This window comes from Bacillus sp. AR13-1 (genome assembly GCF_008042285.1).
Taxonomy (GTDB): Bacteria; Bacillota; Bacilli; order Bacillales; family Bacillaceae_G; genus Bacillus_A; species Bacillus_A mycoides.
Map to the genome: position 1 here is coordinate 46,045 of NZ_QNUA01000046.1, position 16,420 is coordinate 62,464.

Below are 16,420 nucleotides of genomic sequence, written 5' to 3' on the forward strand. Positions count from 1 at the left end.
ATTATGACATTTTGGCAATTCGCATTCAAAAATGTAACGCGCAACTCAAGAGCTTATTTTGCTTACTTTATAAGCAGTTCCTTTTCCATTGCTGTTTTCTTTTCATTCGCTGTTTATTTGTTTCATCCAAAATTACAAAATTCCACTATGATCTCTGAAATTTCAGGATTAATGATTTTTTCAGAAGTTGTTATTGTTTTGTTCTCGTTCTTTTTTTTACTCTATTCAATCGGATCGTTTTTAAAGGTTCGTAAAAAGCAATTTGGGATTTTAACTGTTTTAGGTATATCAAAAAAGCAATTACATCGACTCGTTTTCACTGAAAATATGCTAATTGGTATTTTATCTATCTTTTTCGGTATGCAGTTTGGATTTGTATTTTCACAATTTTTCTTATTAGTGACAGCGAAAATTACACACCTACCAGGGATATATTTATATATACCTACGAATGCTTTCATTTTAACAACGATTGTGTTTCTTGGTCTCTTTATCGCTGTATCTGCATTCACACCAATGCTTATTCGAACAAAAAAAGCAGTGCACCTTTTAAAAACAAACAATGTAAAACAAAAAGAAAGAAAACCATCCATATCCATTTCTCTATTTGGTGCTATCTGTTTATTAGGTGGTTATATTTTAGCTGTAAACCCTAAATATTTTTTCTCAATAAACCCGCAAGTAGGCGTTATATATATGGTTTCAAGTATTTTTGTGATTCCAGCACTTGTTACAATTGGGACATATTTTTTCTTTTCTCAAATTAGTTTCTTACTTATTTATATTTTAAAGAAAAGAAGAAATTTTTATATGAAACGTATTAATATGCTTTGGATTTCGGATTTAGCAAGTCGTATTCGCACGAATATCAATATGCTTTTTATTGTAGCGATGCTATCTACAATAGCCTTCACAATGATTACATTTCTATATGGATTTGGAAAGTTTACAAAGCTAGATGTTACGAGAAGTTCACCTTTTCCATTTTCTTATTTTTCATATGACGCAAATCCTTTTGCTAACAAGCATTTAACTTGGCTTGAACAGCAGTTACAAAAAGAAAATTTCTCTTATAAAAAGATAGAAGCTGATTTATATGAAACACCACTGAAAGAAGATGAAGGTATAACGGCTTACAATGACGTCTATGCAATGAAACAAAGTGACTATAATAAACTTGCAGCTTCCCTACGAATGAAACAACTATTCATGAGCGATAACGAAGCATATGTCTTAAGCGATAGCGCTTATTTCACCTTATTTAGCCAATTTGAGCCAAGCTTCAATAGAAAATCCATTACACTTTCTAGCACAAATACGATATTACAAGTAAAGGGCTATGAACAAGTAGGGGCCATTCCATCTAACTTTTCATATCAAACTTTAATTTTACCTGATGTTGTTGTAAACAACTTACCAAGTACAACAAAGCATATATCAGCGTACAATTATAACGTACAAAATTGGGAAAAGACGTATAAAATTGCTAATGATTTTATGAAAAAAATACAAAAAGATCGACAGGAATTCCAATACGAAGGCCCCCTTATCCGCCCCTATGAATCAGCAGACTCATTATATAGAATCACATCAGGAAGTGCTGCATACTTCCTAATCGGGACATTCTTAGGTGTCATTTTCTTTATTGGAGCAGGTAGCGTTCTTTACTTCAGAATGTATACAGATTTAACAAACGAACAAGAAAAATATGTAGCAATTTCAAAAATTGGTGTAACAAATGCAGAGATGAAACGATCTGCAACCATTCAACTTAGCATTTTATTTTTCGTTCCATATGTTATGGCATCCATTCATACAATGTTCGCAACAAAAATGCTTCAAGATGTAATTGATTTATCACTATTCAAAGAAATTTCAGCCGTTCTTATTATTTTTGGCATAGTTGAAATCGTCTTTTTCTTATTCATTCGTTCCTTTTACATGCAAAAGTTATCAGAGTATACGAATGGTTAAGTTTTATGAATATATTAGTACAGGAAAAGGGTATCTCTTATATCCTTTTCTTCTTCACTCTATTAGGAGGTTTAGGTGAATGACATTTTGGCAGTTTGCCTTTAAAAACGTAACAAGGAACGCCAGAGCTTATTTCGCCTATTTTGTAAGCAGTGCGTTTTCCATTGCAATTTTCTTCTCGTTTGCAGTTTATTTATTTCATCCTAAATTGCATATGACAGGCGTGAATGCTGCTCTGAACATATTAATGACAATCTCAGAAGTTGTCATTGTATTCTTTTCATTTTTCTTTTTACTATATTCAATCGGTACTTTCTTAAAAGTACGAAAAAAACAGTTCGGGATTTTAACAGTACTTGGCATATCTCCAAAGCAGTTAAAGAGGCTTGTATTTCTAGAAAACATGTTAATTGGTGGCCTATCCATATTTTTCGGCATTCAATTTGGCCTTGTCTTTTCACAGTTCTTTTTATTAGTTACCGCCAAAATTACGCATGTGCCTGGTTTATATTTATATTGGTGGCCTACAGGTGCTATCATTTTAACTATAATTATCTTTCTTGGACTCTTCATTCTCGTATCATCTTTTACACCGATGCTAATCCGTACGAGAAAAGCTGTACGTCTTTTAAAAGAAGGAACAAAACAAAAAGAAAGAAAAGCATCCGTACTCATCTCTCTATTTGGTGCGATATGTTTAATATCTGGATATGTTTTAGCAGCAAACCCGCTATATTTTATTTCACTAGGAGATATCGCTGGGCTTTTGTACGCTGCCTCCTGTATATTTGTCATCCCATCACTTGCTGCAGCTGGGACATATTTTTTCTTCTCACAAATTAGCTTCTTACTCATTCGCATATTAAAGACGAGAAGAAAATTTTATATGAAACGTATTAATATGCTTTGGATTTCTGATTTAGCAACCCGTATTCGGACGAATATTAACATGCTCTTTATTGTGACGATGTTATCGACACTCGCTTTCACAATGATTACATTCTTATATGGGTTTGGGAAATTCACAAAGTTTGATGAAATAAGGCAAAACCCTTTCCCGTTTACTTATTTATCACATACTGAAAATACGTTAGCTGATGAACATTTAAATTGGTTAGAACAAAAATTTAACGAAGAGCAGTTTACTTATAAGAAATTTAAAACCGATATATATGAAGTATCTTCGGCGGAAGAAAGCCCGCAGCTCTATTATGCAATTAAACAAAGTGACTATAATATACTGGCTAAGGCGTTAAATTGGGAAACTCTCACAGTGAATAAAGACGAGTCTTATATATTAATTAAAGATTTAGATGCTCAAGTCATTGGAACGCTTCATAATAAGGAAAAGAAAAACACTCTTACACTTACTCAAAACTCTTTACCATTGCAGGTTAAAGACTATACAAGTTATAGCCCGTTCCCAATTGGTTTAGTACCTCAATTAATCGTACTATCTGATGAAAATGTAGAAGCATTATCATCTATTTCGAAACAAATGAGTGTATATAGCTTCAAAGTTATGGATTGGGAAAAAGCATATAATATTGGTTCAGCATTTATAACAAAAATCGCTAACGACAATGCGGCGATTCAAGCAGAACATCCACCGTTCCACGCAAGTGAAGCAAGTGACTCTTTATACAACAAGAAACTAAATGTTGCTTCCTTTTTCTTAATCGGAACTTTCCTTGGCGTTATTTTCTTTATTGGTGCTGGCAGTGTTCTTTACTTCCGAATGTATACAGATTTAACAAATGAGCAAGAAAAGTATATAACGATTACAAAAATTGGTTTAACAGAAACTGAGATGAAGCAATCTGCTACAATCCAACTTGCTATTTTATTCTTCGTCCCTTACATTATGGCATCCATCCATACGATGTTTGCGACAAAGATGCTACAAGATGTATTAAATCTCTCGTTCTTCGCTGAAATTACAGTCGTGCTTATGATTTTTGGAACGGTTGAAATTCTCTTTTTCCTTTTAATTCGTTCCTTTTATATGCAAAAGTTATCACAACATATTAAGTTTTAAAAATAGAAAGGTGATTATTATGGAAGAGGTATTACACATAAAAAACGTCTCAAAAGTGTATGAAGGAAAAGTCCCTCATACTGCTTTAAAAAATATAAATTTACACGTAGATAAAGGTGAATTCGTTGCGATTATGGGACCATCCGGAAGTGGGAAATCCACATTTTTAAACGTTATTTCGACTATCGATTCACCTACTTCTGGAGAAGTCGTTATTAACGGAAAACAACCGCATACATTCCGTAGAGAAAAGTTAGCTATTTTCCGCCGCCAAGAGTTAGGTTTTGTTTTCCAGAACTTTAACTTATTAGATACACTAACAATTGGTGAAAATATCGTATTACCTTTAACGCTAGACAATGTTCCTTTAAAAGAAATGGACGAAAAACTCGATAACATTTCAAAAAAGCTTGGAATTGATCATATTTTGGACAAACGTATTTTTGAAGTTTCTGGAGGACAAGCACAGCGTACTGCAGTAGCACGTGCCGTTATTCATAACCCTTCTCTTTTACTAGCTGATGAACCGACAGGAAACTTGGACTCAAAAGCAGCTATCGATGTAATGGAACTATTTACGAAGTTAAATAAAGAAGAAGATGCAACAATTTTAATGGTTACGCACGATCCTTTTGCAGCTAGTTATTGTAACCGTGTTATTTTCATTAAAGATGGTGGGCTTTACAATGAACTACACCGCGGATTATATCGCGAGAAATTTTATCAAGAAATATTAGATGTCCTAGCATTACTAGGAGGAAGACGTGGATGACATTTTGGCAATTCGCATTTAAAAATGTCTCTCGTAATTCTAAAGCATATTTCGCCTACTTTGTAAGTAGCGCTTTTTCTATCATGGTTTTCTTTTCATTTGCTGTTTATACGTATCATCCGCGCCTACAAAATGTTCAGAGCTATCAAGAACGAGATACCCTGATGAACTTAGCTGGTTCAGCACAGTTTGTCATTGTCTTGTTCTCATTCTTCTTCCTGCTTTATTCACTTGGAACATTTTTAAATGTAAGGAAGCAACAATTCGGGGTATTAACCGTTCTTGGTATATCAAAAAAACAATTAAAGCGACTTTTATTTACTGAAAATATGATAATTGGAATACTGGCTATTTTTGTTGGTATACAAGGCGGGCTTGTGTTTTCTAACTTTTTCTTACTAGTTACTTCTAAATTAACAGGTGCGAAAGGCCTCTACTTATATTGGCCTACAAAGGCAATTATCGTTACAACATTAACTTTTATTATTTTATTTTTCATCGTTTCTACATTTACACCGATGTTCATTCGTACTCGTAAAACAATTCGACTAATTAAAGTTACTAAAAAAGAAACGGAAGAAAAAAGACCATCAATAATAATCTCGTTGTTTGCCTTAACTTGTTTAGGACTATGCTATTATATTGCTGGTTATCCGCAAGGCTATGTAACGGAAAAAAATGTACAAAATGGATCTGTATTCTTTATCATATTATCTATTTTGCCACTCGTAGTAATCGGGACATATTTTTTCTTTTCACAAACATTTCTTCTCTTCATCTTCATTTTAAAAAAAAGAAGAAAGTTTTATATGAAACAAATAAATATGTTATGGATTTCAGATTTAGTTGCTCGTACTCGTAGTAATATTAATGTACTTTTTATCGTTTCTATGTTGTCTGCACTTGCATTTACAATTATTATTGGGCTGTTTGCTGCTAATAACAATACAAAGGCATCGGTATTAGAGCGATATCCTGTCCCCTTTACGTATACATCAGAAGGTGAAAATTCCCTAGAACAAAAGCACATTACTACAATTGAAACTGAGCTTACAAATGCTAATTTTCAATACAATAAGTATAAGTTTACAGTTTTAAAAGATACAGCTTTAAAAGATACAGCTTTAAAAGAAGAGATTGCGCTTATGAAAATGAGTGATTATAACTCGATTGCTAAGCAATTACAGAGACCAGAAATAGCTCTTGATTCTACACAAGTTTATATTATTTCTCGTCATTCACCAGCGCTCTTAAATCTTGTATCAAATCCATTTGCAAAACAAGATACAATTGCAATCGGATCTAATAAAAAAGAATTTCATATTAAAGGATTTATTAATAAAGGGATAGAACCATCCTTTGCATTCCCCCATTTAATTGTTGTACAAGATTATGTTTTTGACAATATGATTCCTCATATTGAAACGACCGTAATCTATAACTACTTCGTAGAAAACTGGGAAAATGCAATGGTTCCAACAAAAAATATGTTACGTGCTATTGGTGATGATGCACGTGAGTTCTACGAAAAACATAAAGAAAAGAAAGCGCAAGTTCCTTTCTACATATATACGGCTACTGATGAACTAGTTCACGGTAAAGAAGATGCAATTGCTAATTTCTTTATTTGGGCATTTCTCGGCTTTATTTTCTTTATCGGAGCAGCTAGCGTTTTATACTTCCGTATGTATAACGACTTAACGACTGAAAAACAAAAGTACATTACGATTACAAAACTCGGCTTAACAGAATCGGAAATGTTTCGTTCTGCAACGATTCAGTTAGGAATTTTATTTTTCATTCCTTATATAGTTGCTGGTATTCATACAATATTTGCGATTAAGTTTTTACAAAGCATGTTTTCTTTCTCTTTATTAAAAGAATTAATCATTATACTTACGTTGTTCGGGATTATCGAGATCATTTTCTTCTTCTTAATCCGTTCTCTGTACATTAGTAAATTATCACAGCATATAAAAATATGAATAAAATGGCCTTGTGCATATTGCACAAGGCCATTTTCAATAGTTTTTAAATAATTAGCAGCAATATCCACCATAGCCGCCGCCATAACCGCCGTAACCACCATAACCGCCACCATAACCGCCTCCGCCTCCGCCGAAGCAGCTAGCACCGATAATGATTAATAAAATAAACAATACGATTAGAAGCGCAAAACCGCCTCCGCAGCCACGTCTGCGATCGAAATCATCACATCTGCGGTCGCAATCATCATGTCTGTGTTCACACTTTTCGCCCATTATTCTATTCCTCCTTTAGTATCATTCATAACAAGTTCTTCTTGTTCTAAATGAGGGGATTCCATTTATATTATGTTTTCAGGGCGAATCGGAAGCTTGGCTTTCCTAAAAACGGGCTTGTTTCGTGAAAAGAGCTGCAAAAAAAAAGATACCTGTTAAGGTATCTTCTAAAGAAACATATTTAATAAAAGAGCAAAGCCAAATGCAATAAATGATAATAATGTCTCAAGTACAGTCCACGTTTTAAACGTTTCCTTCACTGTTAATCCTAAATACTCTTTTACAAGCCAAAATCCTGCATCATTTACATGAGAAAACATTAATGATCCTGCCCCTGTTGCAATAACGAGTAATTCTAAATTTACACCAGACATGTGCTGAATAACCGGTGAAACAATTCCAGCTGCTGTCGTTAATGCTACAGTAGCTGAACCTGTTGCAATTCGGATTAATCCCGCTACCATGAACGCTAAGACGATTGGTGATAATGAAATATGTTCTGCCATTTGAGCGATGGCTGTTCCAACGCCGCTTTCAATTAATATTTGTTTAAATCCACCGCCTGCACCAATTATTAAAATAATGGAACCGACAGGTAGTAAACTTTCATCTGTTAATTTTTTAATCATCTTTTTATTAATTCCTTGTTTTATACCAAGCAAATAAAACGCTGCGAAACATGAAATAAGTAAAGCGATTACCGGACTTCCTACAAATACTAAAAATTCAGTTATTTTTTTCGGTAATGAAATATATGGTGCGACTACTGATAAAATCATTAAAACTACTGGTAATAAAATGATAAAGAATGAAGCTTTACGACTTGGCAAATCAGTAGATACTGTCGTAACTCGAACAAGCTCCGGTTCATTTTCAGGTATAACCCTCTTATGTACCCACTTTGCAAATACCGGTCCTGCGATAATTGCTGTTGGTAACGCGATAATTAATGAATACAATAGTACCTTTCCTAAATTCGCATTATAAATACCGATTGCTGTCATCGCACCTGGATGCGGCGGCACTAGCCCATGTACAATCGATAATCCGGCAATAACAGGTAACGCAATTAACAATATATTTTGTTTCGTTGTTTTTCGAATTGAAATAACAAGTGGTAATAAAATGACGATTCCCACTTCAAAAAACACTGGAATACCTATAACAAATCCGGCGAATAACATTGCCCAAGGTAATTTTTTCACCCCGAAGAATCGAATGAAGAAATCTGCTACTTGCATGCCAGCCCCTGAATCGGACATCATTTTCCCTAAAATTGTTCCGAGAGCCAAAATACCAACTAAATGCCCTAGTACACTACCAACACCAGTTTCATAGGCAGTAACAATTTTGGTCAAGTTCAACCCAGACATAATAGCTAAAAATAGACTAGCAACTGTTAGACTAATAAACGCATGCCATTTCCACCATGATACCCCTAAAATAACAATTGCGATCGCAATTAACGTGACGATTAATAAGTATATATCCATATCCCATTCCCCTTCGATATGAAATTTTTTTACAAAAAAAGAGGGAATTGGTCCCTCTTCACTTTTTACACATCATAATTTACAACGTAATGCTGCATTTCCGTATTGTAGTAGCCTTCACTATATTCAATTACTTCTCCAACTTCATCGTAAGAATAGCGCATACGTTTTAATAACGCTGTTCCCTCTTTTTCTCCTAACGCTTCTGCAACGAAATTAGGCGCAAATCCAACAGCGAATTCATCTCTGAAGTTTTCTAAATGTATACCACGGTCCTCGACTAGATCATAAAGCGATTGTAAGTCAAAGTCCGCTAAGTCTGTACTTGCCATTTGTGCTGAGAAATAGTGCGTATAATGAATGTACGGAGTATCATTTAAAGCATATAGGCGCTCAATACGAAAACTCTCTTTACCAAATAAACGAAATGGTACTGTTCCTTCTTCATTATGAACCACTTCTGCCTTTAGCAATTTCTTTTGTACTTTATAGCCTTCTTCCACTAACACTTCTGTAAATTTCTTTCCCTTTGAAAGCTTTGTCGCAGAAGTATTTCGAATGACTTTCGTTCCTTTACCACTTTTCTTTTCTAAATACCCTTCTTGAACGAGTTCTTTAATTGCGTTTCGCACTGTAATTTTACTCACTTTGAACTCTTCTTCTAATTGTGGTTCAGAAGGAATATTTGTATGAATGGCATAAACACCATGTAATATTCGATCACGAATAATATTTTTAATTTGTAAATATAATGGACCTCTTTTTCTCGTTACGTTCACCGTTACACCCACTACCTTTCTACATCACCTACTGATGCCGTCATTGCCCGAAGTATATCTTTCTCTGATGACATTGGCGTATCACCGACGATTGTATGTGCAAGCATTCCAGCTGCTGACGCAAATGAAACAGCTTTCTCTGGTGCAAACTCTTCTATCTCGCCATGAATAATTCCGCTCGTATAAGCATCTCCAGCACCTATTCTATCATATACAGAAAACGTAAGTGTTTTGGCAAAAGTGAACGTCCCATCTTTACATATGAATCCGCGAAGTGAGTGTGTATTATCGCTATTAATAGAACGATGTGTCCCAGCAATTGTAGCGATATTATATATTTCAGCGACTTTTGGAATAAGATCAACAAGCTGTGCTTCTCGCTCCGTCTCTTCCGTTTTCATTCCGAGAACAAACATCGCATCTTTTTCATTCATCATTACAATATCGGCAAGGCCTAGCATTTCTTCATAATGAGGTTTCGCCTGTTCATACCCATCTTCTCCCCAAAGCGATGGACGATAGTTGCAATCGAAAACGACAGTGCCTCCATTTTCTTTAACTGCCTTCGCCAAAGATTTCATATGATGGCGCACAGTATCATTCATAGCAAGGGTAATCCCGCAAAAATGAACGATATCAATTTCTTTTGCGATTTCTTCAAATTGGTACATCTCTTCACATGCCGTATTGAAACTACTTTCTAATCGGTTAGAATACGTAACGCGGCTTGCGCGTGCGCCAAATCCATTTTCCAAAAAGTACATGCCCACATATTTACCGCCTCTTGAAACAAGCGGTGCCTGAATGCCTAACTTTTGAATATGTGATACCGCAGCATCCCCAACAGAGTTTTCCGGTAAAGTTGAAATAAGAAAACCTTCATGCCCTAGATGAGAAAGTGCTGCTGCAACGTTCACACCTGTACCTGAAAATGAGTAATTTAATGTGTTTGCTTGCGATAGCAATTCATACCCTGGCACTTGCAGGCGCATCATAACTTCACCGAATGCTGCAATTTTCTTACGCATATTGATCAACTAACTTCTTCACGACCGCTAGTAATTCACGAACATCTTCTGTTTTCGTATTGCCAGTTTCTTTATCAATAATAGAAGAGTACACGTGCGGGATAACTTGCTCTACGTTTGCTTCTAATGCAATACGTACAATTGTTTCAAAGTTTTCTTTATCAATTCCGCCTGTTGGCTCTAATGCAAATCCTTCTTCCGCACATGCTTTCGCAACAGCGCGATATTCTTCTTCATGCGCTAAACCTTTCATTGGGAAGTATTTCAATGAATTCCCGCCCATATCACGTACAAGTGCGATTGCTGTTTTAATTGGAACGATTGCTTTTTCTTCCCCAGCCGCACTAACTGGGCCAGTAGAAATATTTACGTAACCTACTTTTCCTGTTGGTGATACTAAACTATTAATCCAGCTATCTTTGCCGCCAAGATTTGCGCGCGTCGCTCCTACTGAAGGGAACACTTGGTTAATATGACTACCAGGATAATGCTTCGCAATTTCAGCTACAACTGCCGCTTGGCGATTATCCCCTGCTCCTAGTCCGATTGATACAGCGTCATCAATTTCTTTTCCGTATGCTTTCATCGCTGTAACTGCTTCTTCTACTGTTGGATAATCTTTTGATAACACTCCGACTACTACATAACCTTCTGCGGCTTCAAAAATATCTTTCGCATTTCGGGTATTGTTCGCTAATACATTTAATGCTACGCGGCCTTTATAAAAACGTTTTTGAATGTTTGTCATTTTAGTTTCCCCCTACAATTTCTCTCATTTTTTCTTCAATTACATGTATGTCATCACCTTGAAGTGGACGTGGATCGATATCAAAGAATCCTTGTCTTACTCCGTAATCACGTGTGTAAATTGCGATTTCCCCTTCGCGTAACGCGGTCACAACATCTTTTGCAGTTTTATTTAATTCGTTCTCGTTAATATGAATACGCGCTCTAAAAATTGCTCTTCCAGCTTCATCTTGAACGATCGTTACATTTACACCGTTTAACTCTTTCAGCGGCATAAGTACTTGTAACAACTCTTTTTCTTGTTCGCTCTTATCTTCTTTTACTCCGTACTCATCAAGCGCTTGAAGTAAACCGAAAGTCGTCTCTTTCCCAACTTTCATACTTCTTCCGATGCAATGTAATTGCACTTTTAGCCATTCAATATATTTTCGTTTACCGCCGACAATACCAGAAGTAGGTCCTTCAATCGCCTTTGAACCGCTATAAATGGCTAGGTCTGAATACTTCACGTATTTTTGAATGTCTTCTTCAGCTGCCGCATCAACGATAAGTGGTACATTATTTCGCTGTGCTACTTCCCACGCTTCTTCAACAGAAATCATATTTTTTTGCACTGCATGATGCGATTTCACATAAAGAATAGCTGCTGTATTTTCGCCAATTGCATCTTCAATATGCTCTGCTTTCCCTTCATTTGCGTAACCCACTTCAACGAGCTTACCGCCGCCTAAATAAATCATCGTTTCAACAGGAGCACCGTATTGAACGTTATGACCTTTTAACATAATCACTTCGTTTTTCAGGATTACCTCCTGATGAAGTCGTTCACTCTTACGACGATTTCCTTCTGTAACGATACCAGCGATAGAAAGCGCAATTCCGCTTGATGCTGAATTTACAACAACTGCTGCCTCTGAATCTAGAATTCTCGCAATATGGTCTCCCGCTTTATCTACTAAATCAGCAATTTCTACATAATTTTGTCCACCATGTTTCATCGCATCCATAACTGTATCTGTAGGAGCGGATACACCTAAAATACTCATTCTACCGCTCGCATTAATAACTCTTTTTAATCCGTACTTAGCATTCAATGAATGACCCATTGATTACAACCCCTTTCGTATCAATTCTTATTTCAGCAATGCGCTGATCCCCTTCTGAATCAATTAACGTAATCGGTTCATCTTTCACCGTAAATAAAGTTAAGTTTGCAATATCGCCTTCTTGAATACGACCAAGCTCTGGTTTTTTCAGCCACTCTGCCGCATTTTTCGTAACTGCATCAATTACTTCTTCTAGCGGATAACCTAGGTAAAGGAATTTCGAAAGAACGTTAGCCATACTGTAAACTGGACCGTGTATACGATTCTTCCGGTAAATATCTGTACTAATTGTATTAAGGGCAATGCCGTAACGCTTCGCTGCCTCTGCTACTTTAAAAGAAAAACTAGCATTACCATGCCCAACATCTAAATGAACACCGCGTTTCACTGCATCTAATAACACAGATATCGGTTTTCCTTCTTCATCAAATAAATTATTTTCTTTCCCGTTTAAGTAATGTGTAATGACATCATCTTTTTCTAAAAGAGGTACAACTTCCTCTATACGCGGAGGAGCTGAACCGATATGTACCATAATCGGTAATGATGTTTCACGAGATAAAGAACGCGCTACGTGCAGCGGTTCAATTCCGCTATCACAAACGACACTTTTACTCATTCTCGCTTTTAATCCAACGATTACATCTTTATACTTTTCTACTGCATCTATTACTTTCTCTTTATCTATCCATTCCATATTGGATAATTCATCAATTCGTTTCAAACCGATGCGAGAAATATTTAAAAAGGCAAATAAATTCGTTTTTGCCTGTTCTCTACTTTGTACTAAATCTGCGATACGATCAGCTCCGCAGCTTCCCGCATCAACAATTGTCGTTACCCCTTGCTTAACGCCAATTTCATCTACCTCATCGCCATACGGATCAAACTCTGGAAAAGCATGAACGTGCAAATCAATCCATCCACTCGATACGTAAGTACCTGAGTAATCAAGAACCTTTCCACCCTCGCCAGCACCAGCTTTCGTCACCTGTGCGATTTTATTATTTTCAACTACAATGTCAATCTCTTCCCCGTTCACACGCTTCACATTACGTAGCACGAATCGTTCTGTCATTGTATTTCCACCCTTTTCTATAAGAAGCCATAAGAATACGCTTACATTAAAATTTCATTTTATATCTCTTTCACATATTTAGAGTATCACGAAAAAAAAGAAAAGTAAATATAACGTTATAATGTTTAATGGTAAATAAAAAACAATCCACAAAATGTTGATAGTACAGGAAATTATATCAATGATTCGACAAGGAATATCGATTTACCGACAAAAAACGGCAATCTATTTCTTATATGCCAAAAGACTGACCCAAAACGGACCAGCCTTTTTCTCTATTCTTGAACCGTCACAATAACCCCGTCCATATTGTTCCCCGAAATTTCATATTGCTTATTTACTGGAACATTCACGTTCATACGATCTGAAACTTTATAATAAGAAACCGTATATTTCTTACCTTCAACCTCAGTTGAAACTTCTTTTTCCTCTTTTAAAAAGTCCAAATATTCCTCTAACGTAATCTTCTTTTTTTGCATAATTGCGCTATGTGGTAAGCCGACATAACGTATGTGCCACGGCTCATATTGAATGCCCGTAATATCACTTTTATTTTTCGGATAACGTAAAACAAATCCGTGCTTCCATACGTTCTCTTCAATCCATTTTCCTTCAGGAGCTTTCTCCATTTTCTTTTGAGTAGACCCAACGTCGAGTGATAACCCTAAATTATGTTCACTATATCCTGCTGGAAGTGCATAATCAGATCCCATTTCTTTATATAATTTACTTTGTTCTTGAAAATCTCGGTAACCGCTACTCATTAAGAAATGCTGTATTCCATCTTTCCCAGCTGCATCGACAACGTTCAAAAACTTTTTTACAACACCCTTTGATAAGCGAAGATTTCTATCAAATATTACATAGCCCCTTACTAATTCACTATTGTGATTTACATTTATAATATCGGACCTAACACTATCTTTTTTAACCGGGTAATCTTTATTAACTAATAGTAGATCCCCTTTATAAATTTGTTCCTTTGTGACCTCTATCTTTTCAGTGTTCGCGGCTTTTACTTTATTATCTTTTTCTGCAATTTTAACATCGATCTCCTTTTGAAATACTGGTAATATATAAAAGCCTACACATGCTGTACATACTATAAAAAGAGAAATAAATACCCACTTTTTCATTTCTAGTTCCTCCTTAACGTAACTTACGTATAGAATAGAAAAAACTATTAAAATAAAAAGTGGGGTAAAGTTTAAATTTTTATTAAATTGCTTTGCTCTCTTCTTTTGGTAATCTCACTTCAAATATCGTTCTAATTACGTTACTTTCAGCAGAGATTGTCCCATCATGCTGTTCGATAATATTTTTTGCGATAAATAGCCCAAGGCCTGTTCCGCCCTGTTGCTCTGACCTCGCCTTATCACCTGTATAAAACATATCAAATAAATATGGTAAATCCTCTTCTGGAATGCTATCTCCGTAATTAATAATTTGTACAACTACCTCTTCATGATCAATATATCCGTTCACATCAACAAACTTTCCATCGTATCCATAGCGAATCGCATTCGTTAAAAGATTTTCAAATACTCGAGCTAACAATTTCCCGTCACCGTTAATAGGTAAATGCGAATCCATATTCAATCTCGCTTCTAAACCTTTTTTTTCTAATAACGGATATAATTCTTCATCTAACTGTATAAGTAATTCACTTATATCAATTGGTCTTTTTTCAATTTGCAGCATGCCATAATTCATTCTCGTTATTTCAAATAATTCATCAATTAAGATTTCAAGCCTTTCGGATTTCGTAAAAGCAATTGTGGAAAAATGTTTAATTTGTTCCTTCGTCAAATTCTCATCTTTAAGAATTAAATCTAAATACCCTAAAACAGATGTTAGCGGCGTTCTTAAATCATGAGCTAAGTTGACAATGAGCTGATCTTTACTACTTTCCGCAAAGTCTCCTCGTTCAACCGCTTCTTTTAATTTTTCACTCGCTACATTAATTTCGCGTGCGATATATCCAAACTCATCATTTGATGAAACACGAACTTGATTTGAAAAATCTCCGTTCGCAAGATGATGAATCCCGTTCGAAATCTCATCAAAATATTTTAAATACGGTCTAGTAAGAAAGAAGAAAAACATAATGGACAGAGGAATAAATACAATTAAAAAGAAATTAATGTCCCCAATTTGTCTTACCATTGAACGAAATTGGGCTAAAGGATCCTCATAACGAACTGCTAATTTATAATAGAGACGTAGCCCCTCATAAATCAAATACGTTACGCCACCAGCTAATATCATACTTAACGCAAATAGCATAATCATCTTCGAGCGAAAGCTTCTCATCGTTTTAGCCATTGAAAGTATAACCTACCCCCCACACTGTTTTTATTAACTTATCCTTTCTTTTATCTTCCCCAAGCTTTTTTCGTAAAGTACGGATATGTACCATAACTGTATTTCCACTTTCGTAATACCCTTCAGCCCATACTTGCTGAAAAATATTTTCCACACTGTACACTTTCTTCGGATGACTTGCTAATACATATAAAATATCAAATTCTTTTGGTGTTAATTCAATTGGCTCTCCGTACACATTTACTGTTCTTCGCTCAGGATCAATAGCGACTCCGCCTATTTCTAAAGCAGATTTATTCTCCGCTACTTTCGGCTGATTTAACGTAAGAAATCTACGCAGTTGTGCATTTACACGTGCAACTAATTCAATCGGTGTAAAAGGTTTCGTCATATAATCATCTGCGCCTAATACAAGACCTGTCACTTTATCAAAATCAGATGTTTTCGCACTTAAGAAAATGATTGGCATGTGGTGCTTGCCGCGAATCTGCCTCGTCACTTCATATCCATCCATTTTCGGCATCATAATATCTAAAACCACTAAGTCAATTGGCTGCGTTTGAATAATATGCATGGCTTCTTCTCCATCAGCTGCTTTAACGACGTGGTAACCCTCTTTTTCTAAATGTATCTCAATTAAATCAGCAATTTCCGCTTCATCATCAGCTATTAAAATTGAAATGCGCTTCATTTTAGTCCCCCTACTTTATTCTGTTTTCATACGCTCGATTTTAAACTAGTCTATCCAATTTGTACAATAAGAAAAGGCTACCCGTAAGAGTAACCTTGATAAATGAAATTATATCGGCGATTTTCAAA

14 protein-coding genes are annotated in these 16,420 nt (G+C 35.6%); 4 read left to right on the forward strand and 10 right to left on the reverse strand.

All coding sequences use genetic code 11. The features are described 5' to 3' along the window. Nucleotides 1-3: 3 nt before the first annotated feature. The 4 genes from DN408_RS27595 to DN408_RS27610 all read left to right on the forward strand — a co-directional run bounded on the left by DN408_RS27595 (nucleotide 4) and on the right by DN408_RS27610 (nucleotide 6,769). A complete protein-coding gene (locus DN408_RS27595; RefSeq protein ID WP_078178321.1) occupies nucleotides 4-1,974 on the forward strand; it encodes an FtsX-like permease family protein in 1,971 nt (656 codons plus the stop codon). Between the two features lie 79 nt (nucleotides 1,975-2,053). Beyond that, the gene (locus tag DN408_RS27600) at nucleotides 2,054-4,012 is read left to right on the forward strand and encodes an FtsX-like permease family protein (protein WP_098632316.1); all 1,959 of its coding nucleotides are present in this window, start codon (nucleotides 2,054-2,056) and stop codon (nucleotides 4,010-4,012) included. A gap of 19 nt (nucleotides 4,013-4,031) precedes the next feature. Beyond that, nucleotides 4,032-4,784 carry an ABC transporter ATP-binding protein gene (locus tag DN408_RS27605; protein WP_002164884.1) on the forward strand — a complete coding sequence of 251 codons (753 nt, stop codon included), beginning with the start codon at nucleotides 4,032-4,034 and terminating at the stop codon, nucleotides 4,782-4,784. Next, a complete protein-coding gene (locus DN408_RS27610) occupies nucleotides 4,781-6,769 on the forward strand; it encodes an FtsX-like permease family protein (protein ID WP_078178323.1) in 1,989 nt (662 codons plus the stop codon). The genes DN408_RS27605 and DN408_RS27610 overlap by 4 nt, the downstream gene beginning before the upstream one ends. Before the next feature lie 54 nt (nucleotides 6,770-6,823). On the opposite strand, the gene DN408_RS32585 is transcribed toward DN408_RS27610, so the two are convergent. The 10 genes from DN408_RS32585 to DN408_RS27660 all read right to left on the reverse strand — a co-directional run bounded on the left by DN408_RS32585 (nucleotide 6,824) and on the right by DN408_RS27660 (nucleotide 16,292). Beyond that, nucleotides 6,824-7,045, reverse strand: a complete 222-nt coding sequence (locus DN408_RS32585) for a YjcZ family sporulation protein (protein WP_002164881.1) — start codon at nucleotides 7,043-7,045, stop codon at nucleotides 6,824-6,826. A gap of 167 nt (nucleotides 7,046-7,212) precedes the next feature. Next, nucleotides 7,213-8,538 (reverse strand): gluconate permease GntP, encoded by a 1,326-nt coding sequence (gene gntP, locus DN408_RS27620; protein WP_147740466.1) that lies wholly within the window; start codon nucleotides 8,536-8,538, stop codon nucleotides 7,213-7,215. A 65-nt stretch (nucleotides 8,539-8,603) separates the two neighbouring features. Next, nucleotides 8,604-9,329 carry a GntR family transcriptional regulator gene (locus DN408_RS27625; protein ID WP_002015828.1) on the reverse strand — a complete coding sequence of 242 codons (726 nt, stop codon included), beginning with the start codon at nucleotides 9,327-9,329 and terminating at the stop codon, nucleotides 8,604-8,606. After that, the gene (locus tag DN408_RS27630; RefSeq protein ID WP_078178325.1) at nucleotides 9,329-10,345 is read right to left on the reverse strand and encodes a sugar kinase; all 1,017 of its coding nucleotides are present in this window, start codon (nucleotides 10,343-10,345) and stop codon (nucleotides 9,329-9,331) included. Before DN408_RS27630 ends, DN408_RS27625 begins: the two co-directional genes overlap by 1 nt. Next, nucleotides 10,338-11,093 carry a 2-dehydro-3-deoxy-phosphogluconate aldolase gene (gene dagF / locus DN408_RS27635; protein ID WP_002129639.1) on the reverse strand — a complete coding sequence of 252 codons (756 nt, stop codon included), beginning with the start codon at nucleotides 11,091-11,093 and terminating at the stop codon, nucleotides 10,338-10,340. Before dagF ends, DN408_RS27630 begins: the two co-directional genes overlap by 8 nt. Before the next feature lies 1 nt (nucleotide 11,094). After that, nucleotides 11,095-12,198 (reverse strand): DgaE family pyridoxal phosphate-dependent ammonia lyase, encoded by a 1,104-nt coding sequence (locus tag DN408_RS27640; RefSeq protein ID WP_016120964.1) that lies wholly within the window; start codon nucleotides 12,196-12,198, stop codon nucleotides 11,095-11,097. Next, a complete protein-coding gene (locus tag DN408_RS27645) occupies nucleotides 12,176-13,276 on the reverse strand; it encodes an amidohydrolase/deacetylase family metallohydrolase (RefSeq protein WP_016120965.1) in 1,101 nt (366 codons plus the stop codon). Before DN408_RS27645 ends, DN408_RS27640 begins: the two co-directional genes overlap by 23 nt. A gap of 275 nt (nucleotides 13,277-13,551) precedes the next feature. Further along, complete coding sequence (locus DN408_RS27650) at nucleotides 13,552-14,412, reverse strand: M15 family metallopeptidase (protein WP_016120966.1); 861 nt, start codon at nucleotides 14,410-14,412, stop codon at nucleotides 13,552-13,554. Nucleotides 14,413-14,494: 82 nt separating this feature from the next. Then, nucleotides 14,495-15,601 carry a HAMP domain-containing sensor histidine kinase gene (locus tag DN408_RS27655; RefSeq protein WP_002164874.1) on the reverse strand — a complete coding sequence of 369 codons (1,107 nt, stop codon included), beginning with the start codon at nucleotides 15,599-15,601 and terminating at the stop codon, nucleotides 14,495-14,497. Beyond that, nucleotides 15,594-16,292, reverse strand: a complete 699-nt coding sequence (locus DN408_RS27660) for a response regulator transcription factor (protein ID WP_002015820.1) — start codon at nucleotides 16,290-16,292, stop codon at nucleotides 15,594-15,596. Before DN408_RS27660 ends, DN408_RS27655 begins: the two co-directional genes overlap by 8 nt. Nucleotides 16,293-16,420 lie beyond the last annotated feature (128 nt).

What these genes read in the sequence shown, in the direction of transcription:
- DN408_RS27645 (WP_016120965.1), bottom strand. Translation starts at nt 13,276, where the DNA reads ATGACAGAACGATTCGTGCTACGTAATGTGAAGCGTGTGAACGGGGAA.
- DN408_RS27630 (WP_078178325.1), bottom strand. Translation starts at nt 10,345, where the DNA reads ATGCGTAAGAAAATTGCAGCATTCGGTGAAGTTATGATGCGCCTGCAA.
- gntP (WP_147740466.1), bottom strand. Translation starts at nt 8,538, where the DNA reads ATGGATATATACTTATTAATCGTCACGTTAATTGCGATCGCAATTGTT.
- DN408_RS27595 (WP_078178321.1), top strand. Translation starts at nt 4, where the DNA reads ATGACATTTTGGCAATTCGCATTCAAAAATGTAACGCGCAACTCAAGA.
- DN408_RS27605 (WP_002164884.1), top strand. Translation starts at nt 4,032, where the DNA reads ATGGAAGAGGTATTACACATAAAAAACGTCTCAAAAGTGTATGAAGGA.
- DN408_RS27655 (WP_002164874.1), bottom strand. Translation starts at nt 15,601, where the DNA reads ATGGCTAAAACGATGAGAAGCTTTCGCTCGAAGATGATTATGCTATTT.
- DN408_RS27610 (WP_078178323.1), top strand. Translation starts at nt 4,781, where the DNA reads ATGACATTTTGGCAATTCGCATTTAAAAATGTCTCTCGTAATTCTAAA.
- dagF (WP_002129639.1), bottom strand. Translation starts at nt 11,093, where the DNA reads ATGACAAACATTCAAAAACGTTTTTATAAAGGCCGCGTAGCATTAAAT.
- DN408_RS27660 (WP_002015820.1), bottom strand. Translation starts at nt 16,292, where the DNA reads ATGAAGCGCATTTCAATTTTAATAGCTGATGATGAAGCGGAAATTGCT.
- DN408_RS27600 (WP_098632316.1), top strand. Translation starts at nt 2,054, where the DNA reads ATGACATTTTGGCAGTTTGCCTTTAAAAACGTAACAAGGAACGCCAGA.
- DN408_RS32585 (WP_002164881.1), bottom strand. Translation starts at nt 7,045, where the DNA reads ATGGGCGAAAAGTGTGAACACAGACATGATGATTGCGACCGCAGATGT.
- DN408_RS27650 (WP_016120966.1), bottom strand. Translation starts at nt 14,412, where the DNA reads ATGAAAAAGTGGGTATTTATTTCTCTTTTTATAGTATGTACAGCATGT.
- DN408_RS27640 (WP_016120964.1), bottom strand. Translation starts at nt 12,198, where the DNA reads ATGGGTCATTCATTGAATGCTAAGTACGGATTAAAAAGAGTTATTAAT.